Raw genomic sequence first — 23,294 nt, forward strand, 5'->3', positions numbered from 1 at the left:
GTTTCCGACTCTATCAGACCCTTTTCAGTGTCCGATCCCCGGCCGAAGCGGGGTTGCTTTCCAGTTCCACGCTTTCGCGTTTCCCTTTCCGGCGATTCCAACCCTACCAGATTCTTTTTCCATCCCGTTTCCGGTTCAGAATTCAATTCCGGTCGACCGCTGGAGTGGTCTTTGCCTTTCGGCGGGCCCGACTTTATCAGAGATTCTGAGTCGGAATTTTCCGCCCCGTTCGAGCATGCCCGCGGCGCACGAGTGCGCGCGGTGCTTCCCGGTCAGGCGGAGCCGTAAACGTACTGGAGCGGGGCTCCCGATGCAAATCGGGAGCCCCGCTCCGGAGTTCTGCCCGCGGGTCAGACCTCGACCACGACGGGAAGGATCATCGGCCGGCGGCGGTAGGTGTCGGAGACCCACTTGCCCACCGAGCGTCGGACGAGCTGCTGGAGCTGATGCGGCTCCATGACCCCGTCCTGCGCCGACTTGTTGATCGCGTCCTCGATCTTCGGCAGCACGGCGTCGAAGGCGGCATCGTCGATACCGGATCCCCGGGCCTGGATGTAGGGACCGCCCGTGATCTTGCCGGTCGTGCTGTCGACCACGACGAAGACCGAGATGATGCCCTCGTCGCCCAGGATGCGACGGTCCTTCAGGGACGTCTCGGTGACGTCGCCGACGGAGAGGCCGTCCACGTACACGTACCCCGCCTGGACCTTCCCGACGATCCTGGCCCTGCCGTCGACGAGGTCGACGACCACGCCGTCCTCGGCGATGACGATGTGGTCCTTGGGCACGCCGGTGAGGGCACCGAGTTCGGCGTTGGCCCTCAGGTGGCGCCATTCGCCGTGGACCGGCATCAGGTTCTTCGGCTTGCAGATGTTGTAGAAGTACAGCAGCTCGCCGGCCGAGGCGTGTCCGGAAACGTGGACCTTGGCGTTGCCCTTGTGGACGACGTTGGCGCCCCAGCGGGTGAGACCGTTGATCACGCGGTAGACCGCGTTCTCGTTGCCCGGGATCAGGGACGACGCCAGAATCACGGTGTCGCCCTGCACGATCCGGATCTGGTGATCGCGGTTGGCCATGCGGGACAGCGCTGCCATCGGCTCGCCCTGCGATCCCGTGCAGACCAGCACGACCTCGTCGTCCGGCAGGTCGTCGAGGGTCTTGACGTCGACCACCAGGCCGGCGGGAACCCTCAGATAGCCCAGGTCACGGGCGATGCCCATGTTCCGGACCATGGAACGGCCGACGAAGGCGACCCGTCGCCCGTACTCGTGGGCCGCGTCGAGGATCTGCTGGATGCGGTGCACGTGACTCGCGAAGCTCGCCACGATGATGCGCTTGTGGGCGTTGGCGAAGACCGTGCGCAGGACGTTGGAGATGTCCCGCTCGGGCGGCACGAAGCCGGGGACCTCGGCGTTCGTCGAGTCCGAGAGCAGGAGGTCGATGCCCTCCTCGCTCAGGCGGGCGAACGCGTGCAGGTCGGTGAGCCGGCCGTCCAGCGGAAGCTGGTCCATCTTGAAGTCGCCGGTCGCGACGGCCATGCCCGCAGGGGTGCGGATGGCGACCGCGAGGGCGTCCGGGATGGAGTGGTTGACCGCGATGAACTCGCAGTCGAAGACGCCGATGCGCTCGCGTCGGCCCTCCTCGACCTCAAGGGTGTACGGCCGGATGCGGTGTTCCTGGAGCTTCGCCTCGATCAGCGCGAGGGTCAGCTTGGAGCCGATGAGCGGGATGTCGGGCTTCAGGCGCAGCAGGTACGGGACACCACCGATGTGGTCCTCGTGGCCGTGCGTGAGGACGATGCCCTCGACGTCGTCGAGACGGTCCCGGATCGTGGTGAAGTCCGGCAGGATCAGATCGATGCCGGGCTGCTCCTCCTCCGGGAAGAGCACTCCGCAGTCGACGATGAGCAGGCGGCCGTCGAATTCGAAGACCGTCATGTTGCGGCCGATCTCGCCGAGGCCACCGAGCGGGGTGACGCGGAGGCCGCCCTTGGGGAGCTTCGGCGGAGCGCCGAGTTCAGGATGCGGATGACTCAAAAGACTCTCCTCCACCACACGCGCCACGTACCGCTTGGGCACGTGGCGCGCATGTCAATCGTGCACTTGCTGTTGTCTGTGATGTCGCTCTTGCGATTGTTCTTTTCGTATTCAGTTATGAAGTCTGTGGTTACAGCTGTACCCCACCGGCGGCGAGATCGATCTTGAGCTGCGCCGTTTCCTGTGCGGTGAGCTCCACCAGCGGGAGCCGCAGCGGACCGGCGGGCAGGCCCTGGAGCGCCAGGGCGGCCTTGGTGGTGATCACACCCTGGGTGCGGAACATGCCGGTGAAGACCGGCAGCAGCTTCTGGTGGATCTCCGTGGCCTTCTGCACGTCGCCGCCGAGGTACGCCTCGATGAGGGCGCGCAGCTCGGGGGAGACGACGTGGCCGACGACGGAGACGAAGCCGACGGCGCCGACCGACAGGAGCGGCAGGTTCAGCATGTCGTCGCCGGAGTACCAGGCGAGGTCGGAGCGGGTGATGGCCCAGCTCGCACGCCCGAGGTCGCCCTTGGCGTCCTTGTTGGCGACGATGCGCGGGTGCTCGGCGAGACGTACCAGGGTCTCCGTGTCGATGGGCACACCGCTGCGGCCGGGGATGTCGTAGAGCATCACCGGGAGTCCGGTGGCGTCGGCGACGGCCGTGAAGTGGCGGAAGAGACCCTCCTGCGGCGGCTTGTTGTAGTACGGCGTCACCGCGAGGAGGCCGTGGGCGCCGGAACGCTCGGCCGTCCGGGCGAGCTCGATGCTGTGCCGCGTGTCGTTGGTGCCGATGCCGGCGACGACGTGGGCCCGGTCCCCCACCGCCTCCAGTACCGCCCGGACGAGCTGGTCCTTCTCCGCGTCGCTGGTGGTCGGCGACTCACCGGTGGTGCCGTTGATGATCAGGCCGTCGTTGCCTGCGTCCACCAGGTGGGTGGCGAGCCGCTGGGCACCGTCGAGGTCGAGTGCGCCGTCCGCCGTGAAGGGCGTGACCATAGCGGTGAGGACCCGCCCGAAGGGGGTCTGCGGAGTGGAGATCGGAGCCATGGGTAACACGCTACTCGTTGCTCGATGCCCGAGGACCCCTCGGGGGGACACGCGATAGGAGCCCGGCACTGCCTGCTCGGGGGTTCAAGCAGTGCCGGGTCCGTTTGATCAGCCTAGATGAACTTCACGAAACGCTGCAATACGGACACCGCTTACGGGGCTACGCGTCCGTTTTTGTTGAAGGCTGCATGGGTGAGGGGCATCAGCCGGGCCCAGTGCTCCTCCATCCGCTGGCCCACCATCTCGATCTCCCGCTGCGGGAAGGACGGCACCTTGGCCAGCTCGTGCTGGGTGCGCAGGCCGAGGAAGTGCATCAGCGAGCGGGCGTTGCAGGTGGCGTACATCGAGGAGAACAGCCCGACCGGGAGCACCGCGCGGGCGACCTCGCGGGCCACTCCCGCGGCGAGCATCTCCTGGTACGCCTCGTACGCCTGGCGGTACGAGTCCTCCATCACACGGCCGGTGAGCTCCTGCTGGGCCCGGGTGCCCTCGACGAACTCGTACTTGCCGGGGCGGCCCTGCTGAACGAGCTTGCGGGACTCGTCCGGGACGTAGAAGACCGGTTCGAGCTGACGGTAGCGGCCCGATTCCTCGTTGTACGACCAGCCGACCCGGTGGCGCATGAACTCGCGGAACACGAAGATCGGGGCGCTGATGAAGAAGGTCATCGAGTTGTGCTCGAACGGGCTGCCGTGGCGGTCGCGCATCAGGTAGTTGATGAGCCCCTTGGAACGCTCGGGGTCCTTCGTGACCTCCTCCAGGGACTGCTCCCCGGCCGTGGAGACACGGGCCGCGAACAGGACGTCGGCGTCGCCCGCCGAGTGTTTCACCAGGTCGACGGTGACATCGCTGCGGAAGCTGGGCTTTGCGGGCTCGGGGGTCTCGGTCACCGGCGGGGTCCTTCCAATTGCGTCGCTCGGGCGGCGCCCACTCTACGGGCCGCCGCCGACAACGGGGCAGGAAGGGCCGTGGAGGGATTTCTTCGATGAATTCGGCGATTCGGGGCACCAAACGGGCCATTTGTGCGTCTGTCCTCATAGCAGCACCGGTCCACGAGTTCAAGGAGAGCTTCCTCATGTTCCGCCGGCGTGAATCCGTCCCGTTCTCGTTCGTCGCCGAGTCCGAACGGTTCCGCAGCAACATCACCCCGCCCCCGCGGGAGCAGGCCAGCGTCTCCCAGCTGGCCGCGCGCTCGCTCGTCGGGCTCACCATCGTCGCGGGCCTTGTCGGGTCGCTCGTCCTCGGCCTGCCGGCGCTGAGTCCGCAAGGCGAGGCGCGCCCCCAGCAGGCCGAGGCGGCGAACGGGCACTGAGCCGCGGGGCCGCCCCGTACAGACCCCCTCGGGTGGTCCGGCGGGTGATCTCCTCGGTAGCCTCACCGGGCACAGCAATCGAGCGTGCTTGTGAGTGAGGATCAGTCGTGCCCCTGCCCTTCCTGACGGCCGACCGCGCGTTTGACGCGAGCGCTGAGGACGTAGCGCTGCCGTTCGACGACCACGACAGCTGGCGGCGCCCGTACCGCCCCGGGCCCTGGCGGGTGGCAGCGGCCGCCGGTCTGCTGCTGCTCGCCTCGTTCGTCCTCCTCGCGGGGATGATCGTCGCGTTCGCCGGGGCGCCTGCCGGGGCGGCCGTGTGTCTGGGCCTCGCCGCCGTGATCATCGTCTGTGCCCTGCGGCTGTTGCGGATGGGCGCCTGGGTGAGCCGGCACGGCCTGCGCCGGGTCGGGTTCCTCACGACGTCGACGCTGCCGTGGAACCAGGTCGTGGCGGTCCGTACCGTTCAGCAGCCGGTGAAGTGGCTGGGCCTCCCCCGCACCGTCCAGGGCCAGGCGCTGGTCGTCGGGCGCAGGGACGGGGCGGCGCTTCCGCCGCTGCTCACCGACAGCAACGCGGACTTCCTGAGCCGGGCCGAGGCGTTCGACCGCGCCGCCGACACCATCGAGGCGTGGGGCGACGAGTACCGGCGGGACTGAGCGCACGGAAACGGCCCGGGCCCGGTGACTGCGGCAGTCACCGGGCCCGGGCCGTTTCGCGAGCCCGTCTCAGGCGCCGGAGGGACTCGATCCGGCGGCCTCCGCGCCGTCGTCGGCGGGAGCGCGCTTCGCCCCCGCGTGCAGGGCGATGGCGCGTTGCATGGCCTTGCGGGCCCTGGGGGTGTCCCTGGCGTCCTGGTAGGCGACGGCCAGCCGGAACCAGCAGCGCCAGTCGTCGGGGGTGTCCTCGGTCTCCTCACGTCGCCGGGCGAACACCGCGTCGGCCGAGTCGCGGTCGATTCGGCCGGACGGGGTACGGACCAGTTCGTCGACCGGCAGGCCGCCCTCCGCGTCGAGTTCCGCCGCCAGCGCGTTGGCCCGCGCCACGAACTGGGTGTTCTTCCAGAGGAACCAGACCCCGATCACCGGCAGGATCAGCACGGCGACCCCGAAGGAGACGGTGAGCGGGGTGCCGTGCTCGATGAGCAGGAAACCGCGGCTGCCGACCAGGACGAAGTAGAAGACCAGGACGGCGGCGGTGACAAAGTACGTGATCTTTGCGCGCATGGCGGGACTCAGTCAGTTCAGATCGAGGAAGTGTTCCAGGCCGAACGTGAGGCCCGGAGTGGTCACCACGCGGCGTGCGCCGAGCAGGATGCCCGGCATGAAGCTGCTGTGGTGCAGGGAGTCGTGCCGGATGGTGAGGGTCTCGCCCTCGCCCCCGAGCAGCACCTCCTGGTGGGCGAGGAGGCCGCGGAGCCGGATCGCGTGCACCGGGACCCCGTCGACATCCGCGCCGCGGGCGCCGTCCAGGGCGGTGGTGGTGGCGTCCGGCTGCGGGGGGCTGCCCGCCTTCCGGCGGGCCTCGGCGATCAACTGGGCGGTGCGGGTGGCGGTGCCGGAGGGGGCGTCGGCCTTGTTGGGGTGGTGGAGCTCGACGACCTCGACGGACTCGAAGTAGCGGGCCGCCTGCTGGGCGAACGTCATCGTGAGGACGGCACCGATGGAGAAGTTCGGCGCGATGAGCACCCCGGTCCCCGGAGAGCCCTCCAGCCAGGTGCGCAGCTGCGCGAGCCGTTCGTCGGTCCAGCCCGTCGTACCGACCACGGCGTGGATGCCGTGGCGGACGCAGAAGTCGAGGTTGCCCATCACCGACGCGGGGGTGGTGAGTTCGACGACGACCTGGGCGTCGGATTCCGCGAGGGTCTCCAGCTTGTCGCCGCGCCCCAGGGCGGCCACCAGCTCCATGTCGTCCGCGGCCTCGACGGCCCGGACCGCCTCGGATCCGATACGGCCCTTGGCGCCGAGAACGGCCACGCGCAGCTTGCTCATGTGCTCTGCTTCCTTACGGGTGGGGTTAGGAGACCGCTTCTTCGAGGCGGTCGGCCTGCTTGTCCTTGAGCGGGCCGATGACGGAGAGCGAGGGGCGGTGTCCGAGGACCTCGCCCGCGACCGCACGGACGTCGTCGGGAGTGACCTGGGCCATCCGGTCCAGCATGTCGTCGACCGACATCTGCTCGCCCCAGCACAGTTCGCTCTTGCCGATGCGGTTCATCAGCGCGCCGGTGTCCTCCAGGCCGAGGACGGTGGAACCGGAGAGCTGCCCGACGGCCCGGCCGATCTCCTCGTCGCTCAGTCCCTCGGACGCTACCCGGTCCAGCTCGTCGCGGCAGATCCTGAGGACGTCGTGGACCTGACCGGGGCGGCAGCCCGCGTACACGCCGAACAGTCCGCAGTCGGCGAAGCCGGAGGTGTACGAGTACACGCTGTAGGCGAGGCCGCGCTTCTCCCGCACCTCCTGGAAGAGGCGTGAGCTCATGCCTCCGCCGAGGGCGGTGCTGAGCACTCCGAGGGCCCAGCGGCGCTCGTCGGTGCGGGCCAGACCGGGCATGCCGAGGACGACGTGGGCCTGTTCGGTCCGCCGGTTCAGCAGCTCCACCCGGCCCGCGGTGCGCAGGGATCGGGAGCCCGCGCGCGGGGCGACCGGGACGGCGTCGGTGCGGGACAGGGCGCCCGCCCGCTCGAACGCCTTGCGGACCTGGCGCACGACCGTGGCGTGGTCGATGTTGCCCGCCGCGGCGACGACCAGATGGGTGGGGTCGTAGTGCTTCTTGTAGAAGCGGGCGATCCTGCCCCGGTCGAGCGCGTTGATGGTGTCGACGGTGCCCAGGACCGGGCGGCCGAGGGGGGTGTCGCCGAGCAGGGTGTGCGCGAACAGGTCGTGCACGCAGTCGCCCGGATCGTCCTCGGTCATGGCGATCTCCTCAAGGATGACGCCGCGCTCGGCGTCGACGTCCTCGGGGGTGATCAGCGAACCGGTCAGCATGTCGCAGACGACGTCGATGGCCAGCGGCAGGTCGGTGTCCAGGACCCGCGCGTAGTAGCAGGTGTATTCCTTCGCCGTGAAGGCGTTCATCTCGCCGCCGACCGCGTCGATCGCGGCGGAGATGTCGAGGGCGCTGCGCCGGGCGGTGCCCTTGAAGAGGAGGTGTTCGAGGTAGTGCGTCGCGCCGTTCAGGGCGGGGGTCTCGTCGCGTGACCCGACGTTGGCCCAGATCCCGAAGGTGGCGGAGCGGACGGAGGGCAGGGTCTCGGTGACGACCCGCAGGCCGCCGGGCAGGACGGTGCGGCGGACCGTCCCGATGCCGTTGGTGCCCTTGAGAAGCGTTTGGGTACGGGCGACGGCCCGCGCCTTCGAGGAGGCGCGGGCCGTCGTCGTGGAACTACGGGACGTCACTTGGCGGCGTCGTCCTTCTTCTCGTCCTCTTCACCCTCGATGACCGGGACCAGCGAGAGCTTGCCGCGGGAGTCGATCTCCGCGATCTCGACCTGGACCTTGGTACCGACGCCGAGCACGTCCTCGACGTTCTCCACGCGCTTGCCACCGGCGAGCTTGCGGATCTGCGAGATGTGCAGCAGGCCGTCCTTGCCGGGCATGAGGGAGACGAACGCACCGAAGGTGGTGGTCTTGACGACCGTTCCCAGGTAGCGCTCGCCGACCTCCGGCATGGTCGGGTTGGCGATCGAGTTGATCGTGGCGCGGGCGGCCTCGGCGGCCGGCCCGTCGGCGGCACCGATGTAGATGGTGCCGTCGTCCTCGATCGTGATGTCGGCGCCGGTGTCCTCCTGGATCTGGTTGATCATCTTGCCCTTGGGGCCGATGACCTCGCCGATCTTGTCCACCGGAATCTTGACGGTGATGATCCGCGGGGCGTTCGGGGACATCTCGTCCGGGACGTCGATGGCCTCGTTCATCACGTCGAGGATGTGCAGGCGCGCGTCGCGGGCCTGCTTCAGCGCGGCGGCCAGGACCGAGGCGGGGATGCCGTCGAGCTTGGTGTCGAGCTGGAGCGCGGTCACGAACTGCTTGGTGCCGGCGACCTTGAAGTCCATGTCGCCGAAGGCGTCCTCCGCACCGAGGATGTCGGTGAGGGCGACGTAGTGGGTCTTGCCGTCGATCTCCTGGGAGATCAGGCCCATGGCGATACCGGCGACGGCGGCCTTGAGCGGCACACCGGCGTTCAGCAGCGACATGGTGGAGGCGCAGACCGAGCCCATGGACGTCGAGCCGTTGGAGCCCAGCGCCTCGGAGACCTGGCGGATCGCGTAGGGGAACTCCTCGCGCGACGGCAGCACCGGCACGATGGCGCGCTCGGCGAGCGCGCCGTGGCCGATCTCACGGCGCTTGGGCGAGCCCACTCGGCCGGTCTCGCCGACGGAGTACGGCGGGAAGTTGTAGTTGTGCATGTAGCGCTTGCGGGTCACCGGGGAGAGGGTGTCCAGCTGCTGCTCCATGCGGAGCATGTTGAGGGTGGTGACGCCCAGGATCTGGGTCTCACCGCGCTCGAACAGCGCCGAGCCGTGCACCCGCGGAATGGCCTCGACCTCGGCGGCGAGCGTACGGATGTCCGTGACGCCGCGGCCGTCGATGCGGACCTTGTCCTTGATGACGCGCTCGCGGACCAGCTTCTTGGTCAGCGCGCGGTACGCGGCGGAGATCTCCTTCTCGCGGCCCTCGAAGGCCGGGAGGAGCTTCTCGGCGGCGATCTCCTTGACGCGGTCCAGCTCGGCCTCGCGGTCCTGCTTGCCCGCGATGGTGAGCGCCTGGGCCAGCTCGGACGTCACGGCGGCGGCGAGCGCCTCGTAGACGTCGTCCTGGTAGTCCAGGAAGACCGGGAACTCGCCGGTGGGCTTGGCGGCCTTGGCGGCGAGGTCCGACTGGGCCTTGCAGAGGACCTTGATGAACGGCTTCGCGGCTTCCAGACCGGCGGCGACGACCTCCTCGGTCGGGGCCTCGGCGCCGTCCTTGACGAGCTGGATGGTCTTCTCGGTGGCCTCGGCCTCGACCATCATGATCGCGACGTCGCCGTCCTCCAGGACGCGACCGGCGACGACCATGTCGAAGACGGCGTCCTCGAGCTCGGTGTGCGTCGGGAAGGCGACCCACTGGCCCTTGATCAGCGCGACACGGGTGCCGCCGACCGGGCCGGAGAAGGGCAGGCCGGCCAGCTGCGTGGAGCAGGAGGCGGCGTTGATCGCGACCACGTCGTAGAGGTGGTCGGGGTTGAGCGCCATGATCGTCTCGACGATCTGGATCTCGTTGCGCAGGCCCTTCTTGAAGGAGGGGCGCAGCGGGCGGTCGATCAGGCGGCAGGTGAGGATCGCGTCCTCGGAGGGCCGGCCCTCGCGGCGGAAGAAGGAGCCGGGGATCTTGCCGGCGGCGTACTGCCGCTCCTCGACGTCCACCGTCAGGGGGAAGAAGTCGAGCTGGTCCTTGGGCTTCTTGGAAGCGGTGGTGGCCGACAGCACCATGGTGTCGTCGTCCAGGTACGCGACGGCGGAGCCGGCGGCCTGCTTGGCCAGGCGGCCCGTCTCGAAGCGGATGGTGCGGGTGCCGAAGGTGCCGTTGTCGATGACGGCCTCGGCGTAGTGGGTCTCGTTCTCCACTAGCGTTTTCTCCGATACATATCGTCTTCTCGCCCTCACGCCCGTGTGGCGGGGGGCGCTGCGGAGAAGCGCTCCTTCGACGGGCCGGTCTTCGATCGAAGCACCCGGTGGATGGGTCCGGGGGCCACTACCGAGGACCGGCGGCGGGGAGTCCGCTTCTCGCTCGTCCGTGGGTCGTTCTGCGACCAGGTTACTGAGATTCGTCCCAGCTTGGCATTCCGGTCGCGCGGGTCGACCCGTCACGACCCGTACCTGTGCATGCACGCACAACTGTACGTACAGCAAAGGGAGCGGCTCCCTCAGTGGCGGGAACCGCTCCCTTCACGGCGACTTACTTGGCGCCGGCCGCACCGCGACGGATGCCGAGGCGCTCGACCAGCACACGGAAGCGCTGGATGTCCTTCTTGGCCAGGTACTGCAGCAGGCGGCGACGCTGGCCGACCAGGATCAGCAGACCACGGCGGGAGTGGTGGTCGTGCTTGTGCGTCTTGAGGTGCTCGGTCAGGTCCGAGATGCGACGGGAGAGCATCGCGACCTGGACCTCGGGGGAACCGGTGTCACCCTCCTTGGTGGCGAACTCGGCCATGATCTGCTTCTTCGTAGCGGCGTCGAGCGACACGCGGTACTCCTCTTCGGTGTTCGATGCGCCCGCGAGTGCCCCTGGTCATGTCCCAGGAGGGCTTCCGTTACTCGGGGGCGAGGGTCCGATGGGCGCAGCTCCCAGGATGCTCCGGGAGGGCGTACACAAACGGCCGTCACACAGCGTACCAGTCCGCGCGGACCGGGCCGGGTGCGGGCGGGTCCGGGCTGCGCCCGGGGCGGCCCCCGACGGGCACCGGCCGGTCAGCCGGCGAGGGAGCGGGCCCGCGTGAAGACGTCCAGCACCGCAAGGCAGAGCGGGACCAGGGAGAGCAGGACGACGCTCTCCGCCAGGTCGAGCAGACGGCCCCAGAACGGGGAGAGTCCCTTGCGGGGGATGATCAGGCCGATCGCGGTGAGCAGGGCGGCCCCGGCGGCGACGGTCGCGGAGAGCCAGATCGTGCGGATGTCGAGGGAGCTGCGGTCGCCGTAGCGGACGAGGTCGAAGAGCAGATCGGCAGGCGGGTTCAGGGAGAGGCCGAGGACCAGCAGGGCGACCGCGCCGATGCCCGCCACCAGGACGCAGGCGACCTGCGAGGTGTAGCGGAAGAGACGGGCGCGCAGCAGCATCGCGAGTCCGGCGGCCAGGGCCAGGAACTGCCCCCACACGTTGTCCGAGAAGCCGAGGACCGCGGCGCAGCCGACGACGACCGCGGCGCAGCCGCCGACGAGGCCGAGCAGCATCTCGTGGCCGCGGCGGGCCTGGGCGGCGATGCGGTCCGCGTCGACGGGGGTCCCCGGGGCGCCGGGGGCCTCGTCCGGGTCGGTGTCCGGGCCGGTGAGGCTGTCGTCGTAGCCGCCGGGGGCGGTGCGCGGCGAGGCGTAGCCGATGGGCAGCCTGGCGAAACGGGCGGAGAGGCCGGGCAGGAAGGCGACGAGGCCGAGGGCGACCGGGGCGCAGACGGCGGCGGCCTCGGTGGCGGACGCCTCGGTGAGGATCGCGACGAAGGTGGCGAGGGTGCCGACGGTGGCGAGGAACGTCGCCGCGACGAACGGGGCGTCGCCGCTCGGGGTGAGGGCGACCAGCGCGACGGAGGCGACCAGGACGGCCACGCAGCCGAGCAGGAACTGCAGCCTGCCGGGTCCCTGGCCGGCGTCGGGGCCGATGATGCCGGAGCCCGCGATGAGCACCAGCGGCAGGGCGCCGAGGCCGAGGGCGACGGCGGTGGACCGGTCGCCGTAGACCCGGGCGCGCACCCCCGCGTACGCGGTCAGCAGCAGTCCGGCCGATCCGGCGACGATGCCGGGCAGGCTGTGCATGTCGTGCCGGACCGGGTCGGCGAACCAGAGCACGAAGCCCATCAGGACGAGCAGGAGGACTCCGCCGACCAGGCCGGCGCCGCGCAGCAGGTCGTCGCTCCACAGGTGGCGGTCGCGGGTGACGGCGGAGGCGACGGCGTCGGAGACGTCGTCGAAGACGGCGGGCGGCAGGGACTGCGCGAAGGGGCGCAGGCTGAGGAGTTCGCCGTCCAGGACCTGCTGGGCGGCGAGGGTGCGCGCGCCGTCGAGGACCGTGCCGTCGCGGCGTACGAGGTGGTACCCGGTGGGTGTGCCGGTCTCCTGGCTCTGGCCGGTGAGGCGGAGGATCTCCGGGTAGACGTCGGCGACGGCGATGTCTTCCGGCAGAGCCACATCGATCCGGCTGTCGGGTGCCACGACAGTCACGCGGCAGAAGCCCGTCGCTGCGGTCGAACTCACGTGTCTGGTCCCCCTGATTCGCGGTTGCGCACGGTGCGCGCGCCACCCTACCGGGAGGGGTGCGGGTGGGCTGCAAGTAGGATCGCCGTCTCGCGGAGGGACGTCCGCAGACCGAGGAAGCCACGGGGGCTTCGGTGCACATCCGGCCGGCCTTCCGCCCGTCCGTACCGAAGGATTGATGTTTCGGTGAGCCAGATCGTCGTGAAACGACCTCCGCGTGCCCTGCCGCCGGAAGTCCCCATGGACGAGTTGACGTTGGAGTCGCCTCCCGAACTGCCGCGCGGGCAGCAGGAAGGCATGCTGATGCAGATCCTGCCGGTGCTCGGCATGGGCTCGTCGGTGGTCTTCTTCTTCTCGCCGCAGGCCCCTCCGTTCATGCGGATCATGGGTGTGCTGATGCTCGTCTCGACGGTGGGCATGGTGGTCGCCCAGCTGGTCCGCCATCGCCGGGGTACGCAGGGGCAAATGGCAGATGTCCGGCGCGACTACCTCAAATACCTGGCGCAGACGCGGCGTACGGTACGCCGGACGGCGCGCGCGCAGCGGGACGCGCAGTTGTATCTGCAGCCCGCCCCGGAACAGTTGTGGTCGGTGGTCGCCGAGGGCAGCCGGGTGTGGGAGCGGCGCATCGGCGACAACGACTTCGGACAGGTGCGGGTCGGCCTGGGCGTGCAGCAGCTGGCCACCCCGCTGGTCGCACCGGACACCGCTCCGGTGGACGAGCTGGAGCCGATGTGCGCGGGGGCGATGCAGCAGTTCCTCGCCGTGCACGGGTCGTTGGACGGGCTACCGATGGCCGTGTCGATCCGGGCGTTCTACCACGTGACGGTCTCCGGGCGGCCGGATTCGGCGCAGGCCGCGGCGCGGTCACTTGTCGCGCAGTTGGTGACGCTGCACTCCCCCGAGGATCTGGTGGTCGCCGTGGTGGCGGCGCCCGGCGCGGTGGAGCGCTGGGAGTGGACGAAGTGGCTGCCGCACCTCCAGGTGCCCGGGCAGGTCGACGGGGCCGGGACGAAGCGGCTGTTCGGGGACGATCTGGGCGAGCTGGAGCAGTTGCTGGCGAGTCGGCTGGAGGGGCGGCCGCGGTTCGGCCGGGACAACCAGCCGCTGTTGGACCAGCCGCACATCGTGGTGGTGCTGGACGGCGGGATGGTGCCGCCGGACTCGTTGTTCGCGGCGGCCGAGGGCCTGCAGGGCGTGACGATCGTCGAGGTGGTGCCGGGCGAGCTCGACGAGCCGCGCGGCGGGCTGTCCGTGGTGGCCCGGCCGGGGCTGCTGCGGCTGGAGTCGGGCGCGGGGATGGTGTACGAGGGGGTGCCGGACGGGATCTCGCTGCCCGCGGCCGAGGCCCTGGCCCGGCAGCTGGCACCGCTGCGGATGGGCGGCGGCGACGGCGACGAACCTCTGCTGGCCAACCTGGACTTCACCGATCTGCTCAATCTGGGTGACGCGGGTTCGGTCGACGTGGCACGCACCTGGCGCCCCCGGTCCGTCGCCGAGCGGTTGCGGGTACCGATCGGGGTCGGCGAGGACGGCCAACCGGTGATGCTGGACCTGAAGGAGGCCGCGCAGGAGGGCATGGGCCCGCACGGGCTGTGTGTCGGCGCGACGGGTTCCGGCAAGTCGGAGCTGCTGCGCACGCTGGTGCTGGGGCTCGCGGTCACGCATTCGTCGGAGACGCTGAACTTCGTGCTCGCGGACTTCAAGGGCGGTGCGACGTTCGCCGGGATGTCGCAGATGCCGCACGTGGCGGCCGTCATCACCAACCTGGCGGACGACCTGACGCTCGTCGACCGCATGGGGGACGCGATCCGCGGCGAGTTGCAGCGCCGTCAGGAGCTGCTGCGGTCGGCGGGCAACTACGCCAACATCCACGACTACGAGAAGGCGCGGGCGGCGGGGGCGGCGCTGGAGCCGCTCGCCTCGTTGGTCCTGGTCATCGACGAGTTCTCCGAACTCCTCACCGCCAAGCCCGACTTCATCGACATGTTCATCCAGATCGGACGCATCGGGCGTTCGCTGGGTGTGCATCTCCTGCTCGCCTCGCAGCGCCTGGAGGAGGGCCGGCTGCGCGGTCTGGACACGTATCTGTCGTACCGGATCGGTCTGCGGACGTTCTCGGCGGCGGAGTCGCGGACGGCGCTGGGGGTGCCGGACGCGTACCACCTGCCGTCGGTGCCGGGTTCCGGCTATCTGAAGTTCGGCACGGACGAGATGACCCGGTTCAAGGCGGCGTACGTGTCGGGGACGTACCGCACGGGCGGTCCCGATCTGTCGGTGGGGTCGCTGGCGATCGAGCGGCGGGCCGCGGTGTTCAGCGCGCTTCCGGTGCCGGTGGTGTACGCGGCGCCGGACCCGGCGCATGTGGTGGCCGCCCGGACGAGCGCGGAGGACGAGGCGCTCGCGGACACGGTGCTCGATGTGATCGTGCGTCGGCTGGAGGGGCAAGGGGTGCCCGCGCACCAGGTGTGGCTGCCGCCGCTGGACCGGGCGCCGGCACTGGACCAGTTGCTGCCGGGGCTCGCGCCGACCGCCGAGCGCGGGTTCACGGCGACGGAGTACACGCGTCCGGGCGGGTTGACCGTGCCGCTCGGCCTGATCGACAAGCCCTTCGAGCAGCGGCGTGAGGTGCTGTACACGGACTTCTCGGGCGCGGCGGGCCACATGCTGGTGGTCGGCGGTCCGCAGTCCGGGAAGTCGACGCTGGTGCGCACGCTCATCTCGTCGTTCGCCCTCACCCACACCCCGCACGAGGTGCAGTTCTACGGTCTGGACTTCGGCGGTGGCGGTCTGGTCTCGCTGGCGGAGCTGCCGCACGTCGGTGGCATGGCGTCCCGGCTGGACCCGGAGCGGGTGCGGCGTACGGTCTCCGAGGTCGCCGGGGTGCTGAACCGGCGCGAGGAGTTCTTCCGCGCCCACTCCATCGACTCGATCGCCACCTACCGGCGCAAGCGCGCGCTGGGCGAACTGCCCGGCGAGGCATGGGGCGACGTCTTCCTGGTCGTCGACGGCTGGGGCGGCTTCCGGGCCGAGTACGAGATGCTGGAGCAGGTGGTCACCGACATCGCCTCGCGCGGCCTCGGCTACGGCATCCACGTCGTGATCACGGCCGCCCGCTACATGGAGGTGCGGGCGGCGCTGAAGGACCAGATCCTCGGGCGGCTGGAGCTGCGGCTCGGCGACGTCATGGACTCCGAGTTCGACCGGAAGGTGGCGGCCAACGTGCCCGCGGGGGTCCCGGGCCGCGGGCAGGTACCGCAGAAGCTGCACTTCATGGGCGCGCTGCCGCGCATCGACTCCTCCAGTGACGGTTCGGACCTCTCCGAGGGCACCGCCGCGTTCGTCTCGACGGTGAAGGCGAACTGGGCAGGTCCCGCCGCGCCTGCCGTGCGGCTGCTGCCGCGCAAGCTGCCGGCCGACCATCTGCCGAAGGGCTTCGAGTTCCCGCAGCACGGCATCGCCATCGGTATCGACGAGGCGGCTCTGGAGCCGGTCTTCGTCGACTTCGAGACCGATCCGTTCTTCCTGGTCTTCGGGGAGAGCGAGTCGGGGAAGACCAACCTGCTGCGGCTGATCGCGCAGCAGATCTCGGAGCGTTACTCGCCCGACGAGGCGAAGCTCGTCGTCGGCGACTACCGGCGGGGGCTGCTGGGCGCGCTGCCGGAGAGTCATCTGCTGGAGTACGCGCCGATGGCGAGCTCGATGCAGATGCACATGGAGGCGCTGGCCGGGGTGTTCGCACGTCGGCAGCCGCCGACGGACGTCACACCGCAGCAGTTGCGCGACCGCAGTTGGTGGAGCGGTCCGCAGATCTTCATCGTCGTCGACGACTACGACCTGGTGGCGACGAACTCGGGCAACCCGCTGGCCCCGCTGGCGGAGTACCTGCCGTTCGCCCGGGACACCGGGGTCCGCTTCATCATCGCGCGCAACTCCGCCGGGGCGTCCCGGGCGATGTACGAGGGGTTCATGCAGCGCATCAAGGAGCTGGGGGCGCAGGGCGTGGTGCTGTCCGGCGACCCGGGCGAGGGCGATCTGATCGGTTCGGTGCGCGGCCACGCGATGCCGCCGGGACGCGGCTACTTCGCCTCGCGGCGCCGGGGGAACCCGCTGGTGCAGATCGGACGGCTGCCGGAACAGCGCTGACGGGGTGGGGTCCGGGTGGCACCCGGACCCCACCCGGGTGGCGATGCATTAGCGTCGGATGGTGTGATCTACATTCGGCCATTGGCCGAAGAGCAGAGCAGCGACATCGGACGTCTTTTCGGGGGACTTCATGGGGTTTGACGAGGAATGGGAGCAGCTGCGCGGGCAGGCGGCGACGCGGCAGGGCACCCGGATGCAGCTGAACGGCACCGGTGACGGTCCGTCGTCCGGCGGCCTCGGCGGCAACCAGGACTTCGCGTCGACGCCGGCGGAGAAGAAGGCGGCGGCGAACACGATCGAGACCGAGCTGGAGCCCAACACCAAGAAGGCCACCGACTGGGCGGACGAGACGTCCAAGGCGGCGGTCAAGGAGTTCGACGGCTGGGACACCGGGGCCGGTGTCAAGAAGGTCATGGAGACGTGGGACAAGCAGGTCAAGGTCCTGATGGGGCGGCTGTCCGTGGAGAAGGGCGCCCTGCGCGGCGCCTCCGGACTCTTCGCCGGTAACGACGACCTGATCAAGTCGCAGTTCACGCCGTTGCTGAAGCCTCAGCCCGGTCCGTACGCCTCCGGGCTCGACGGGCTGTAGGACGGCCGCGGGCGTCCGCGCCCGCGGCCGGGACCCGGCGGGGCTCGCGCCGCCGCGCGACAGGTCACCGCGCGCCGGCCCGAGCGCTCCACGCACAGACCGCCTGACGGTACGACGAACCGAACAAGTCACGGGGGACACGCATGCTCACCTATCACGACGTGATGACCACCGATCTCAGTCGGCTGACCACGGCCGCGGGCAAGTGGGACGAGATGGCCGCGGAGATCAAGAAGGTGGCGGACCGCTACAAGGACAGCGTCCAGAAGATCACGCTCGGGTCCTCCTGGTCGGGTGTGAGCGCCCAGACCGCTCATACCAACTTCGCCGCCACCCAGTACGAGTACACGGCCGCCCAGACCGAGGCGAAGGCCATAGCCTCGCTGCTGCGCGACGCGCACGAGGACTTCGTGCGGCTGAAGAAGAACCTGGAGTCCAAGCGCGCGGATGCCGTCAAGGCCGGGATGCGTGTCTCCGAGAGCGGAGTGGTCAGTTACGACTACGAGAAGCTCACGCCCGGAGAGCGTTCCGCCATTCAGCACGACCCGGACTTCGCGCAGAGCGTCAGCAAGGCGGTGGCGTCGTGGACCGAGGCGATCGACGCGTGCGTCAAGGCGGTGGACGACGCCGACCGGGGGGCGAAACTCGCCCTCGACGCGGTCACCAAGGACGGCTACGGCGACAAGAACGACGAGACCCTGGGCGTCGGCTTCAACAATCACGCGTACGGCGACATCGAGAAGTACGAGGCGGAGAACACGGCGGACATCGCCACCCGGCTCAACAACGGCGAGAAGGTCTCCGCCGCCGACATCGCCGAGTTCCAGCGCTCGGTGCGGGACAACCACGGCGACAAGGCGTTCTCGCAGACGCTGCTGAACAGCCTGGGGCCGGACGGCCTGATCAAGGTAACCAACCAGCTCAACGATCGCGCCTACGACTCCGACAAGAAGCACAAGGGCCAGTACCTGGAGATCGAGAAGAACCTCGCGAACACGGTCGCCACCGCGACCCGGGTGCCCGGCAGCGTCAAGGACGCCCCGCCCGGATCGGACGCGTTCAAGAAGTGGGTCGACAGCAAGGACGGCACGTTCTACCGCGAGTTCACCAAGAACCTGCACGAGTCGGGGACGCACAACTACGCGAAGAACACCAACCCGCTGTACGGCTACCAGACCTTCGTCAGCATGATGCAGCAGGGCGACACCAAGTTCGACGACCAGTTCCTCTACGAGATGGGCGACAAGCTCATCCAGGCCGAGAAGGACCACAGCGGCATCTTCCAGAAATGGGGCCCCGGTCACGACGGGATCCAGACGGACGCCGTCGACGGTCTGCTGGGCGTGATGAGCAGGAACCCCGACGCCGCCACCGCCTTCTTCGACCCGGACGGCAACGGGACCGAGCCGAACCACGTCAAGAACGACCACCTGAAGTACCTCGCGGGCAGTGGCGACGACTCCCGCACCTGGCCCCGGCACACCATCACCGGCATGACCGTGACCACGATGGACGATCCGACGAGCCGCATGGGTCTCGGTGCCGCGCTCGAAGCCGCCGCCACCGGCCACGTGCCGCTCGGCCCCGGGCAGGACCCGTGGCCGGAGGCCAAGCACAACGAGGCGCAGGCGCGGGTCATGAACGGCATCCTGGAACAGTTCGCGCCGGGCGAGGGCCAGGGCACCGAGGCGTCCGTACCGAAGAACCTGCAATTGCCCGTCGCCAACGCTCTGGGCGAATACGCCTCCGACACCCACGAGATCATCAGCGAGACGTCGGGCGACCACATCCACAACCGGGCCGAAGGGTACTTCGTCGACGAGGACGGCCGGGGCCATCTCTCGACCACCTCGAAGGACCTCATCCAGGTGATGCGCGGGCTCTCCGACGACCCGAACGCCTATGCCTCGCTCCACAAGGCGGAGGCACGTCATCTCAACGCCCTGCTGGATGACATCCCGAACGGGAAGACAGACTTCGATCACAGCGGCAGCCTGGGAGACGCGGGTGCGGTCCTCGGCGCGTACACGGCGATCCGCGAGGACGTGGTCAACGACGAGCGGATGAGCGAGTACAACAAGGCCGACTGGAAGTCGAAGATGGCCTATCACGTGATCGGCGGGGCCGTCACACCTCTCACGCTGCCGATCGGCGGAACGGCCCTGCCCGTCGGTGACGCGATTCAACGCGGTGTGGACACCTGGGCCTGGCAATGGGGCAACCAGATGAAGGGCGAGGCCGACGTCAAGGCCAACGCCGCGATCGCGGACGAGTATCTCGATGCGTCCATGCAGGTCAACGAGACCCTCAACGGCTGGGCCGCGGGGCGTGACGACATCGACACCAACACCGATGACGGCAAGGCGAAACTCAGGACGCTGAACCGGCTCATGCTCAACGGACGGACGACCGGCAGCACCCAGGCCCACAAGTACCTGACCGACACCACCAACTGACCGCCCGGAGCAACACGTCCCCGGCCCGACCGGTCGCTCCCCACCCGCCGCGGAGGAACACCACATGTCCGAACCGCCCGCCCACAGGCCACGCAGCCGCCGTCCTCTGTACGCGGTCACCGCCGCCCTGCTCGCCATGGCCCTGGCCGTGGGGGCGTGGTTCCTGCTCGGGCGGGAGCGACCGGCCGACTGCGACGCCCTCGTCAAGGACGATCGTGTCGAGTCCGCGCTCGGGTCGCACCACTCGGCGGACATGAGCTGCGCGGATCTGGGTGCGGCGGTGAAGGCCGCCACCATCGGTGGCAAGGCCGCGCCGCACACCCGGACCCAGGCCGACAGCATGAAGAAGATCCTGCTCGCCGTGAACGACAGTCTCGTCCACGGCGACCGGACCCTCGCCGCGGACCTCCGGCTGCCGCTCGCCGAATCCCTTGCCGACTACGCGCAGGACACCCAGGAGATCCTGGACGGCACCAACTCCGAGTACACCCGGTGGGCCTCCCCGGAGAGCGTCGCGTGGCAGGACGAGACGGGGTACCACTTCTCGGTGCTCCGGGGCGAACTCGTCCGCGTACTGCGGGGTGCCTCGGAGGAACCGGCGGCGTACGCGATCCTGCGCGACGCCCAGACGCGGTGGGGCGCGGCACAGCTCGGTTCGCTGACCGAAAAGGCGACGGGCGACGCTCTGGAGGGGGCAGCGGTCACCAACTCCGCGGCCCTCGGCGGCTACGACGCGATCGCGGCCGATGTGGTGCGGGACAAGGAGTCGTCGGCCGCGGCCCAGTGGATGGACGCGGTGTACGCGGCCCTGCGCAGCCCCGGGGCGACCTCGTCGGCGGCCCCCCGGTCCGCGTTGTCCGACCGGATCACCGGGAAGTGGCGGGCGTCGCTGGCATCCGTGCCGGCAGCGAAGCGGGCGGACCACCTGCGCGAGCAGGGCACGGCCATGTTCGCCGCCTGGGCCGAGGCGGCGGAGGTGGGCCGTGACCGGGCGGAGCCGGTGGAGGCGCAGTGCCGTCGGACCGGTCAGGAGCAGTACGCCGCAATCGCTCAGAACCTGAGAATGTCGTGACGACCTCAGGCCCAGGGAGCGACATCCACAACGGCCGGGACGGTGCCCCCTTCCGGTCACCGCGCTAGCACCGCCGTACCGCACCTGTCCATCGCGTCCCCCGGCCCGGCCCGGCGGGAGATAGTCTGCACGGGGCGAAGAACACGTTCCGCCGCAGGAGAGGAAAGGCACCTGATGGGCACTCAGCAGGAAAAGGACGAGCTCTACGCACTCGACATCTCGGGCGCCGAATGGCTGGGCGCGCCCGGCACCGAGGAGGCCGAGGAGCGCGTCGAGATCGCGCACCTGCCGGGCGGCGCGGTGGCGATGCGGTCCTCGCTCGACCCCGACACCGTGCTGCGGTACACGGAGGCGGAGTGGCGGGCCTTCGTCCTGGGCGCGCGGGACGGCGAGTTCGACCTGGAGTAGACGCGACGGGCGGCCGTCGCGGCAGGACATGAGGAGGGGAGCATCCGGTTCGGATGCTCCCCTCCTGTCGCACGCGTACCGGGCGGGTCAGAACGCCTCGGTGAATCCGCGCGAGGCCCTGAGGTCGGTGGCGCGGTAGCTGTCCTTGCCGGACTCGATGATCTTCGCCACCTCCGCCAGGCGGTCCCTCATGTGCTCCGCGCGGCCCTTGTACTTCTTCTGCAGGGCTACGTACTCGCCGTGCGCCTCACCGTCCCAGGTGTCGGTGACGACCTTGAGCGCGGCGTCCATCTCCGTCAGGTCCGTGACGATCTTCTGCGAAACCGCGCGGACACGGTTCGCGATCTCCTGGACGCTCTCATACCTGACCTTGGTGTTCGGGTCGTGGCCCATGGTTCTTCTCCTCGGTGCTCAGCGTGTGCGGAAGCGGGGTGCGTGCGGCGGTTCAGACGTTGTTCAGGCCGGAGGTGTTGCCGGCGCCGGCGCCCGGCGCGCCCTCCTTGACCCGGTTGAAGGCCGCACGGACCTCCTCGTCGTTGGCGTTGCTGAGGTTCTTGGTGTTGTCCACCGCGTTGTGCAGGACGTTGAGGAGCCGACGGATCGTGTCGTGGTCCTCATTGATCATCAGCTGCGCGGAGGTGAATCCCGAGGCACCGACACCGGTCCACCCGGCGCCGACCGTGGCGAGGATGTCGGCGAGTTCCCGGGACTGGCGGGAGACGGCTTGGCCGGTCTCGACGATCTTGTTCTTCGCCTGGACGATGGGATCATCGGCAAGTCCGAAGCCGCCTGCGGGGTTGGTCATCCGGAGGTCCTATCTCTCAGTTCCGTGGCCCGTCCGCACGGCGCGGCCGGACCCTTCCTGTCCCCCGTGTGCTCCGGCAAAGGAGTGGGGAGAGCGCGGGGCCGGGAAGCGCACTGTCGGCATTTCCGCGCTCCGAAATCGGACTCGGCCACTTCTCGTTCCCCCGTCACACACGTGAAGTCCACTGCCACCCTAGTCAATTCGACCGCTCACCCCAACTGCGGTTCCGGGGCGGAAACGGCGTCGATGGGCGGATGTGTCATCCCCGGGCGCGCCTGCGGCGGGCGTCCCGCAGAACCGTCGCGGTTCCGGCGATCACACTGACCAGTACGGCCGCCACGGCCAACGCGTAGGTGGCGTACCGCTCGCTGCGTTCCTGCCCGGTCTCCGACAGGGAGAAGTGGGCGGGCTCGGGTGCCGCGGCCGGTGGCGGCGCCGGGTCGGCGTGCGGGGCCGCCTGCGGGGCGTCGTCGCTGGTCACGGCGCGCACCGGGTCGACGACGCCCCAGCCGACGAACGGGTCGTGACCGGCGACCGAGCGCTCCGCGGTCTGCTCGATCCGGGCCACGATCTGGGCCGCCGTCCACTTCGGGTACTTGGCCCGCAGCAGGGCGGCGACCCCGGCCACGTACGGGGCGGAGAAGCTGGTTCCGTTGTCGGTGCACTGGCCGTTGCCGGGGACGGTGGAGACGATGTCGACGCCCGGTGCGGCGACCCCGACGAAGTCGCCGGCCTGCGAGAAGGCGGCGCGTTCGTTGTTGCGGTCGGAGGAGGCGACGGCGAGGACCCCGTCGAAGGCGGCGGGGTAGGTACGCTTCGCCTTGCCGTCCATGCCGTCGTTGCCCGCGGAGGCGACCACCACGATGCCCGCGGCAAGTGCCCGGGCCACGGCCCTGCCCAGTGCGGATGTCGCAGCCAGCGGCTTGGTGGTGTCCTGGGAGATGTTGATGACATTGGCCTTCTTCGCGATCGCGTGGTCGATCGCGGTGGCCATGGTGGTGTCCTTGCCGCTGTTCTTCTCGTCGTTCTGGCGGATCGGGATGATGGTGGCCTCCGGGGCCAGCCCGACGAATCCGGTGCCCTTGCGGGGACGGGCGGCGATGATGCCGGCGACCTTGGTGCCGTGTCCCACCTCGTCGACCGTCCCGTCGCCCTTGCCGCCCTTGAGGAGGTCGGCTCCGGCCGAGGTGTCGACCGCCGTCCTGAGCTGCGGGTTGGCCTTGTCCACACCGGTGTCGATGACGGCGACGCGCACGCCCTTGCCCTTGGTGTCCTGCCACAGTTCGTCCAGCAGGACGCGTTGCAGCGACCAGGGTCGCCCCTCGTACTGCCGCTTCATCGGGAAGGTGCATTCGCCGCTGCCGTCTATCTCCACGCCGCCCGGACCCTCGATGCCCTCGGCGTGCGCGACGGGCACCGTCAGCGCGGTCAGTGCGGTCGCAGCGGCGACGATCGCGGCCGACAGGCCCTTCCTGCGGTACGACATCTCTCCCTCTC

19 protein-coding genes are annotated in these 23,294 nt (G+C 69.6%); 7 read left to right on the forward strand and 12 right to left on the reverse strand.

Features of this window, described 5'->3' with window-relative positions; translation table 11 throughout:
• Positions 1-350: 350 nt before the first annotated feature.
• From ACFC79_RS28465 to thyX, 3 genes are all read right to left on the reverse strand, one after another.
• On the reverse strand, positions 351-2,036 hold the full coding sequence (locus tag ACFC79_RS28465) for a ribonuclease J (protein WP_376245689.1): 1,686 nt from the start codon (positions 2,034-2,036) through the stop codon (positions 351-353).
• A gap of 130 nt (positions 2,037-2,166) precedes the next feature.
• A complete protein-coding gene (gene dapA, locus ACFC79_RS28470; protein ID WP_376245692.1) occupies positions 2,167-3,066 on the reverse strand; it encodes a 4-hydroxy-tetrahydrodipicolinate synthase in 900 nt (299 codons plus the stop codon).
• Between the two features lie 152 nt (positions 3,067-3,218).
• Positions 3,219-3,956: an FAD-dependent thymidylate synthase gene (gene thyX / locus ACFC79_RS28475; protein ID WP_376245695.1), complete on the reverse strand. Its 738-nt coding sequence runs from the start codon at positions 3,954-3,956 to the stop codon at positions 3,219-3,221.
• A 185-nt stretch (positions 3,957-4,141) separates the two neighbouring features.
• Between thyX and ACFC79_RS28480 the strand changes: the two genes are divergently transcribed.
• Positions 4,142-4,378 carry a hypothetical protein gene (locus ACFC79_RS28480; RefSeq protein WP_376245698.1) on the forward strand — a complete coding sequence of 79 codons (237 nt, stop codon included), beginning with the start codon at positions 4,142-4,144 and terminating at the stop codon, positions 4,376-4,378.
• A 107-nt stretch (positions 4,379-4,485) separates the two neighbouring features.
• The gene (locus tag ACFC79_RS28485; protein ID WP_376245701.1) at positions 4,486-5,037 is read left to right on the forward strand and encodes a hypothetical protein; all 552 of its coding nucleotides are present in this window, start codon (positions 4,486-4,488) and stop codon (positions 5,035-5,037) included.
• A gap of 69 nt (positions 5,038-5,106) precedes the next feature.
• Here the strand turns inward: ACFC79_RS28485 and ACFC79_RS28490 are convergent, their stop codons facing one another.
• From ACFC79_RS28490 to eccD, 6 genes are all read right to left on the reverse strand, one after another.
• Positions 5,107-5,604, reverse strand: a complete 498-nt coding sequence (locus ACFC79_RS28490) for a hypothetical protein (RefSeq protein ID WP_376245702.1) — start codon at positions 5,602-5,604, stop codon at positions 5,107-5,109.
• 12 nt (positions 5,605-5,616) lie between these two features.
• The gene (gene dapB, locus ACFC79_RS28495) at positions 5,617-6,369 is read right to left on the reverse strand and encodes a 4-hydroxy-tetrahydrodipicolinate reductase (RefSeq protein ID WP_376245705.1); all 753 of its coding nucleotides are present in this window, start codon (positions 6,367-6,369) and stop codon (positions 5,617-5,619) included.
• A 25-nt stretch (positions 6,370-6,394) separates the two neighbouring features.
• Positions 6,395-7,774, reverse strand: a complete 1,380-nt coding sequence (locus ACFC79_RS28500; protein WP_376245708.1) for a M16 family metallopeptidase — start codon at positions 7,772-7,774, stop codon at positions 6,395-6,397.
• Complete coding sequence (locus tag ACFC79_RS28505; RefSeq protein WP_376245711.1) at positions 7,771-9,984, reverse strand: polyribonucleotide nucleotidyltransferase; 2,214 nt, start codon at positions 9,982-9,984, stop codon at positions 7,771-7,773. Before ACFC79_RS28505 ends, ACFC79_RS28500 begins: the two co-directional genes overlap by 4 nt.
• A gap of 331 nt (positions 9,985-10,315) precedes the next feature.
• On the reverse strand, positions 10,316-10,603 hold the full coding sequence (gene rpsO, locus ACFC79_RS28510) for a 30S ribosomal protein S15 (protein ID WP_376245714.1): 288 nt from the start codon (positions 10,601-10,603) through the stop codon (positions 10,316-10,318).
• A 224-nt stretch (positions 10,604-10,827) separates the two neighbouring features.
• Entirely contained in the window at positions 10,828-12,321 is a 1,494-nt protein-coding gene (eccD, locus tag ACFC79_RS28515) for a type VII secretion integral membrane protein EccD (RefSeq protein WP_376245717.1), read from the reverse strand.
• A 186-nt stretch (positions 12,322-12,507) separates the two neighbouring features.
• On the opposite strand from eccD, the gene eccCa reads away from it, so the two are divergent.
• From eccCa to ACFC79_RS28540, 5 genes are all read left to right on the forward strand, one after another.
• The gene (gene eccCa, locus ACFC79_RS28520) at positions 12,508-16,467 is read left to right on the forward strand and encodes a type VII secretion protein EccCa (RefSeq protein WP_376245720.1); all 3,960 of its coding nucleotides are present in this window, start codon (positions 12,508-12,510) and stop codon (positions 16,465-16,467) included.
• Positions 16,468-16,597: 130 nt separating this feature from the next.
• Positions 16,598-17,056: a hypothetical protein gene (locus tag ACFC79_RS28525; protein ID WP_376245723.1), complete on the forward strand. Its 459-nt coding sequence runs from the start codon at positions 16,598-16,600 to the stop codon at positions 17,054-17,056.
• 143 nt (positions 17,057-17,199) lie between these two features.
• Positions 17,200-19,512 carry a hypothetical protein gene (locus tag ACFC79_RS28530; protein WP_376245726.1) on the forward strand — a complete coding sequence of 771 codons (2,313 nt, stop codon included), beginning with the start codon at positions 17,200-17,202 and terminating at the stop codon, positions 19,510-19,512.
• 64 nt (positions 19,513-19,576) lie between these two features.
• The gene (locus tag ACFC79_RS28535; RefSeq protein ID WP_376245729.1) at positions 19,577-20,584 is read left to right on the forward strand and encodes a hypothetical protein; all 1,008 of its coding nucleotides are present in this window, start codon (positions 19,577-19,579) and stop codon (positions 20,582-20,584) included.
• A 174-nt stretch (positions 20,585-20,758) separates the two neighbouring features.
• Entirely contained in the window at positions 20,759-20,992 is a 234-nt protein-coding gene (locus ACFC79_RS28540) for a DUF397 domain-containing protein (RefSeq protein ID WP_376245732.1), read from the forward strand.
• Positions 20,993-21,079: 87 nt separating this feature from the next.
• Here the strand turns inward: ACFC79_RS28540 and ACFC79_RS28545 are convergent, their stop codons facing one another.
• From ACFC79_RS28545 to mycP, 3 genes are all read right to left on the reverse strand, one after another.
• Positions 21,080-21,385 carry a WXG100 family type VII secretion target gene (locus ACFC79_RS28545; RefSeq protein WP_376245734.1) on the reverse strand — a complete coding sequence of 102 codons (306 nt, stop codon included), beginning with the start codon at positions 21,383-21,385 and terminating at the stop codon, positions 21,080-21,082.
• A 52-nt stretch (positions 21,386-21,437) separates the two neighbouring features.
• Positions 21,438-21,797 (reverse strand): hypothetical protein, encoded by a 360-nt coding sequence (locus ACFC79_RS28550; RefSeq protein WP_376245737.1) that lies wholly within the window; start codon positions 21,795-21,797, stop codon positions 21,438-21,440.
• Positions 21,798-22,056: 259 nt separating this feature from the next.
• Complete coding sequence (mycP, locus tag ACFC79_RS28555) at positions 22,057-23,283, reverse strand: type VII secretion-associated serine protease mycosin (RefSeq protein WP_376245740.1); 1,227 nt, start codon at positions 23,281-23,283, stop codon at positions 22,057-22,059.
• Positions 23,284-23,294 lie beyond the last annotated feature (11 nt).

The organism is Streptomyces sp. NPDC056061 (assembly GCF_042266885.1).
GTDB lineage: Bacteria > Actinomycetota > Actinomycetes > Streptomycetales > Streptomycetaceae > Streptomyces.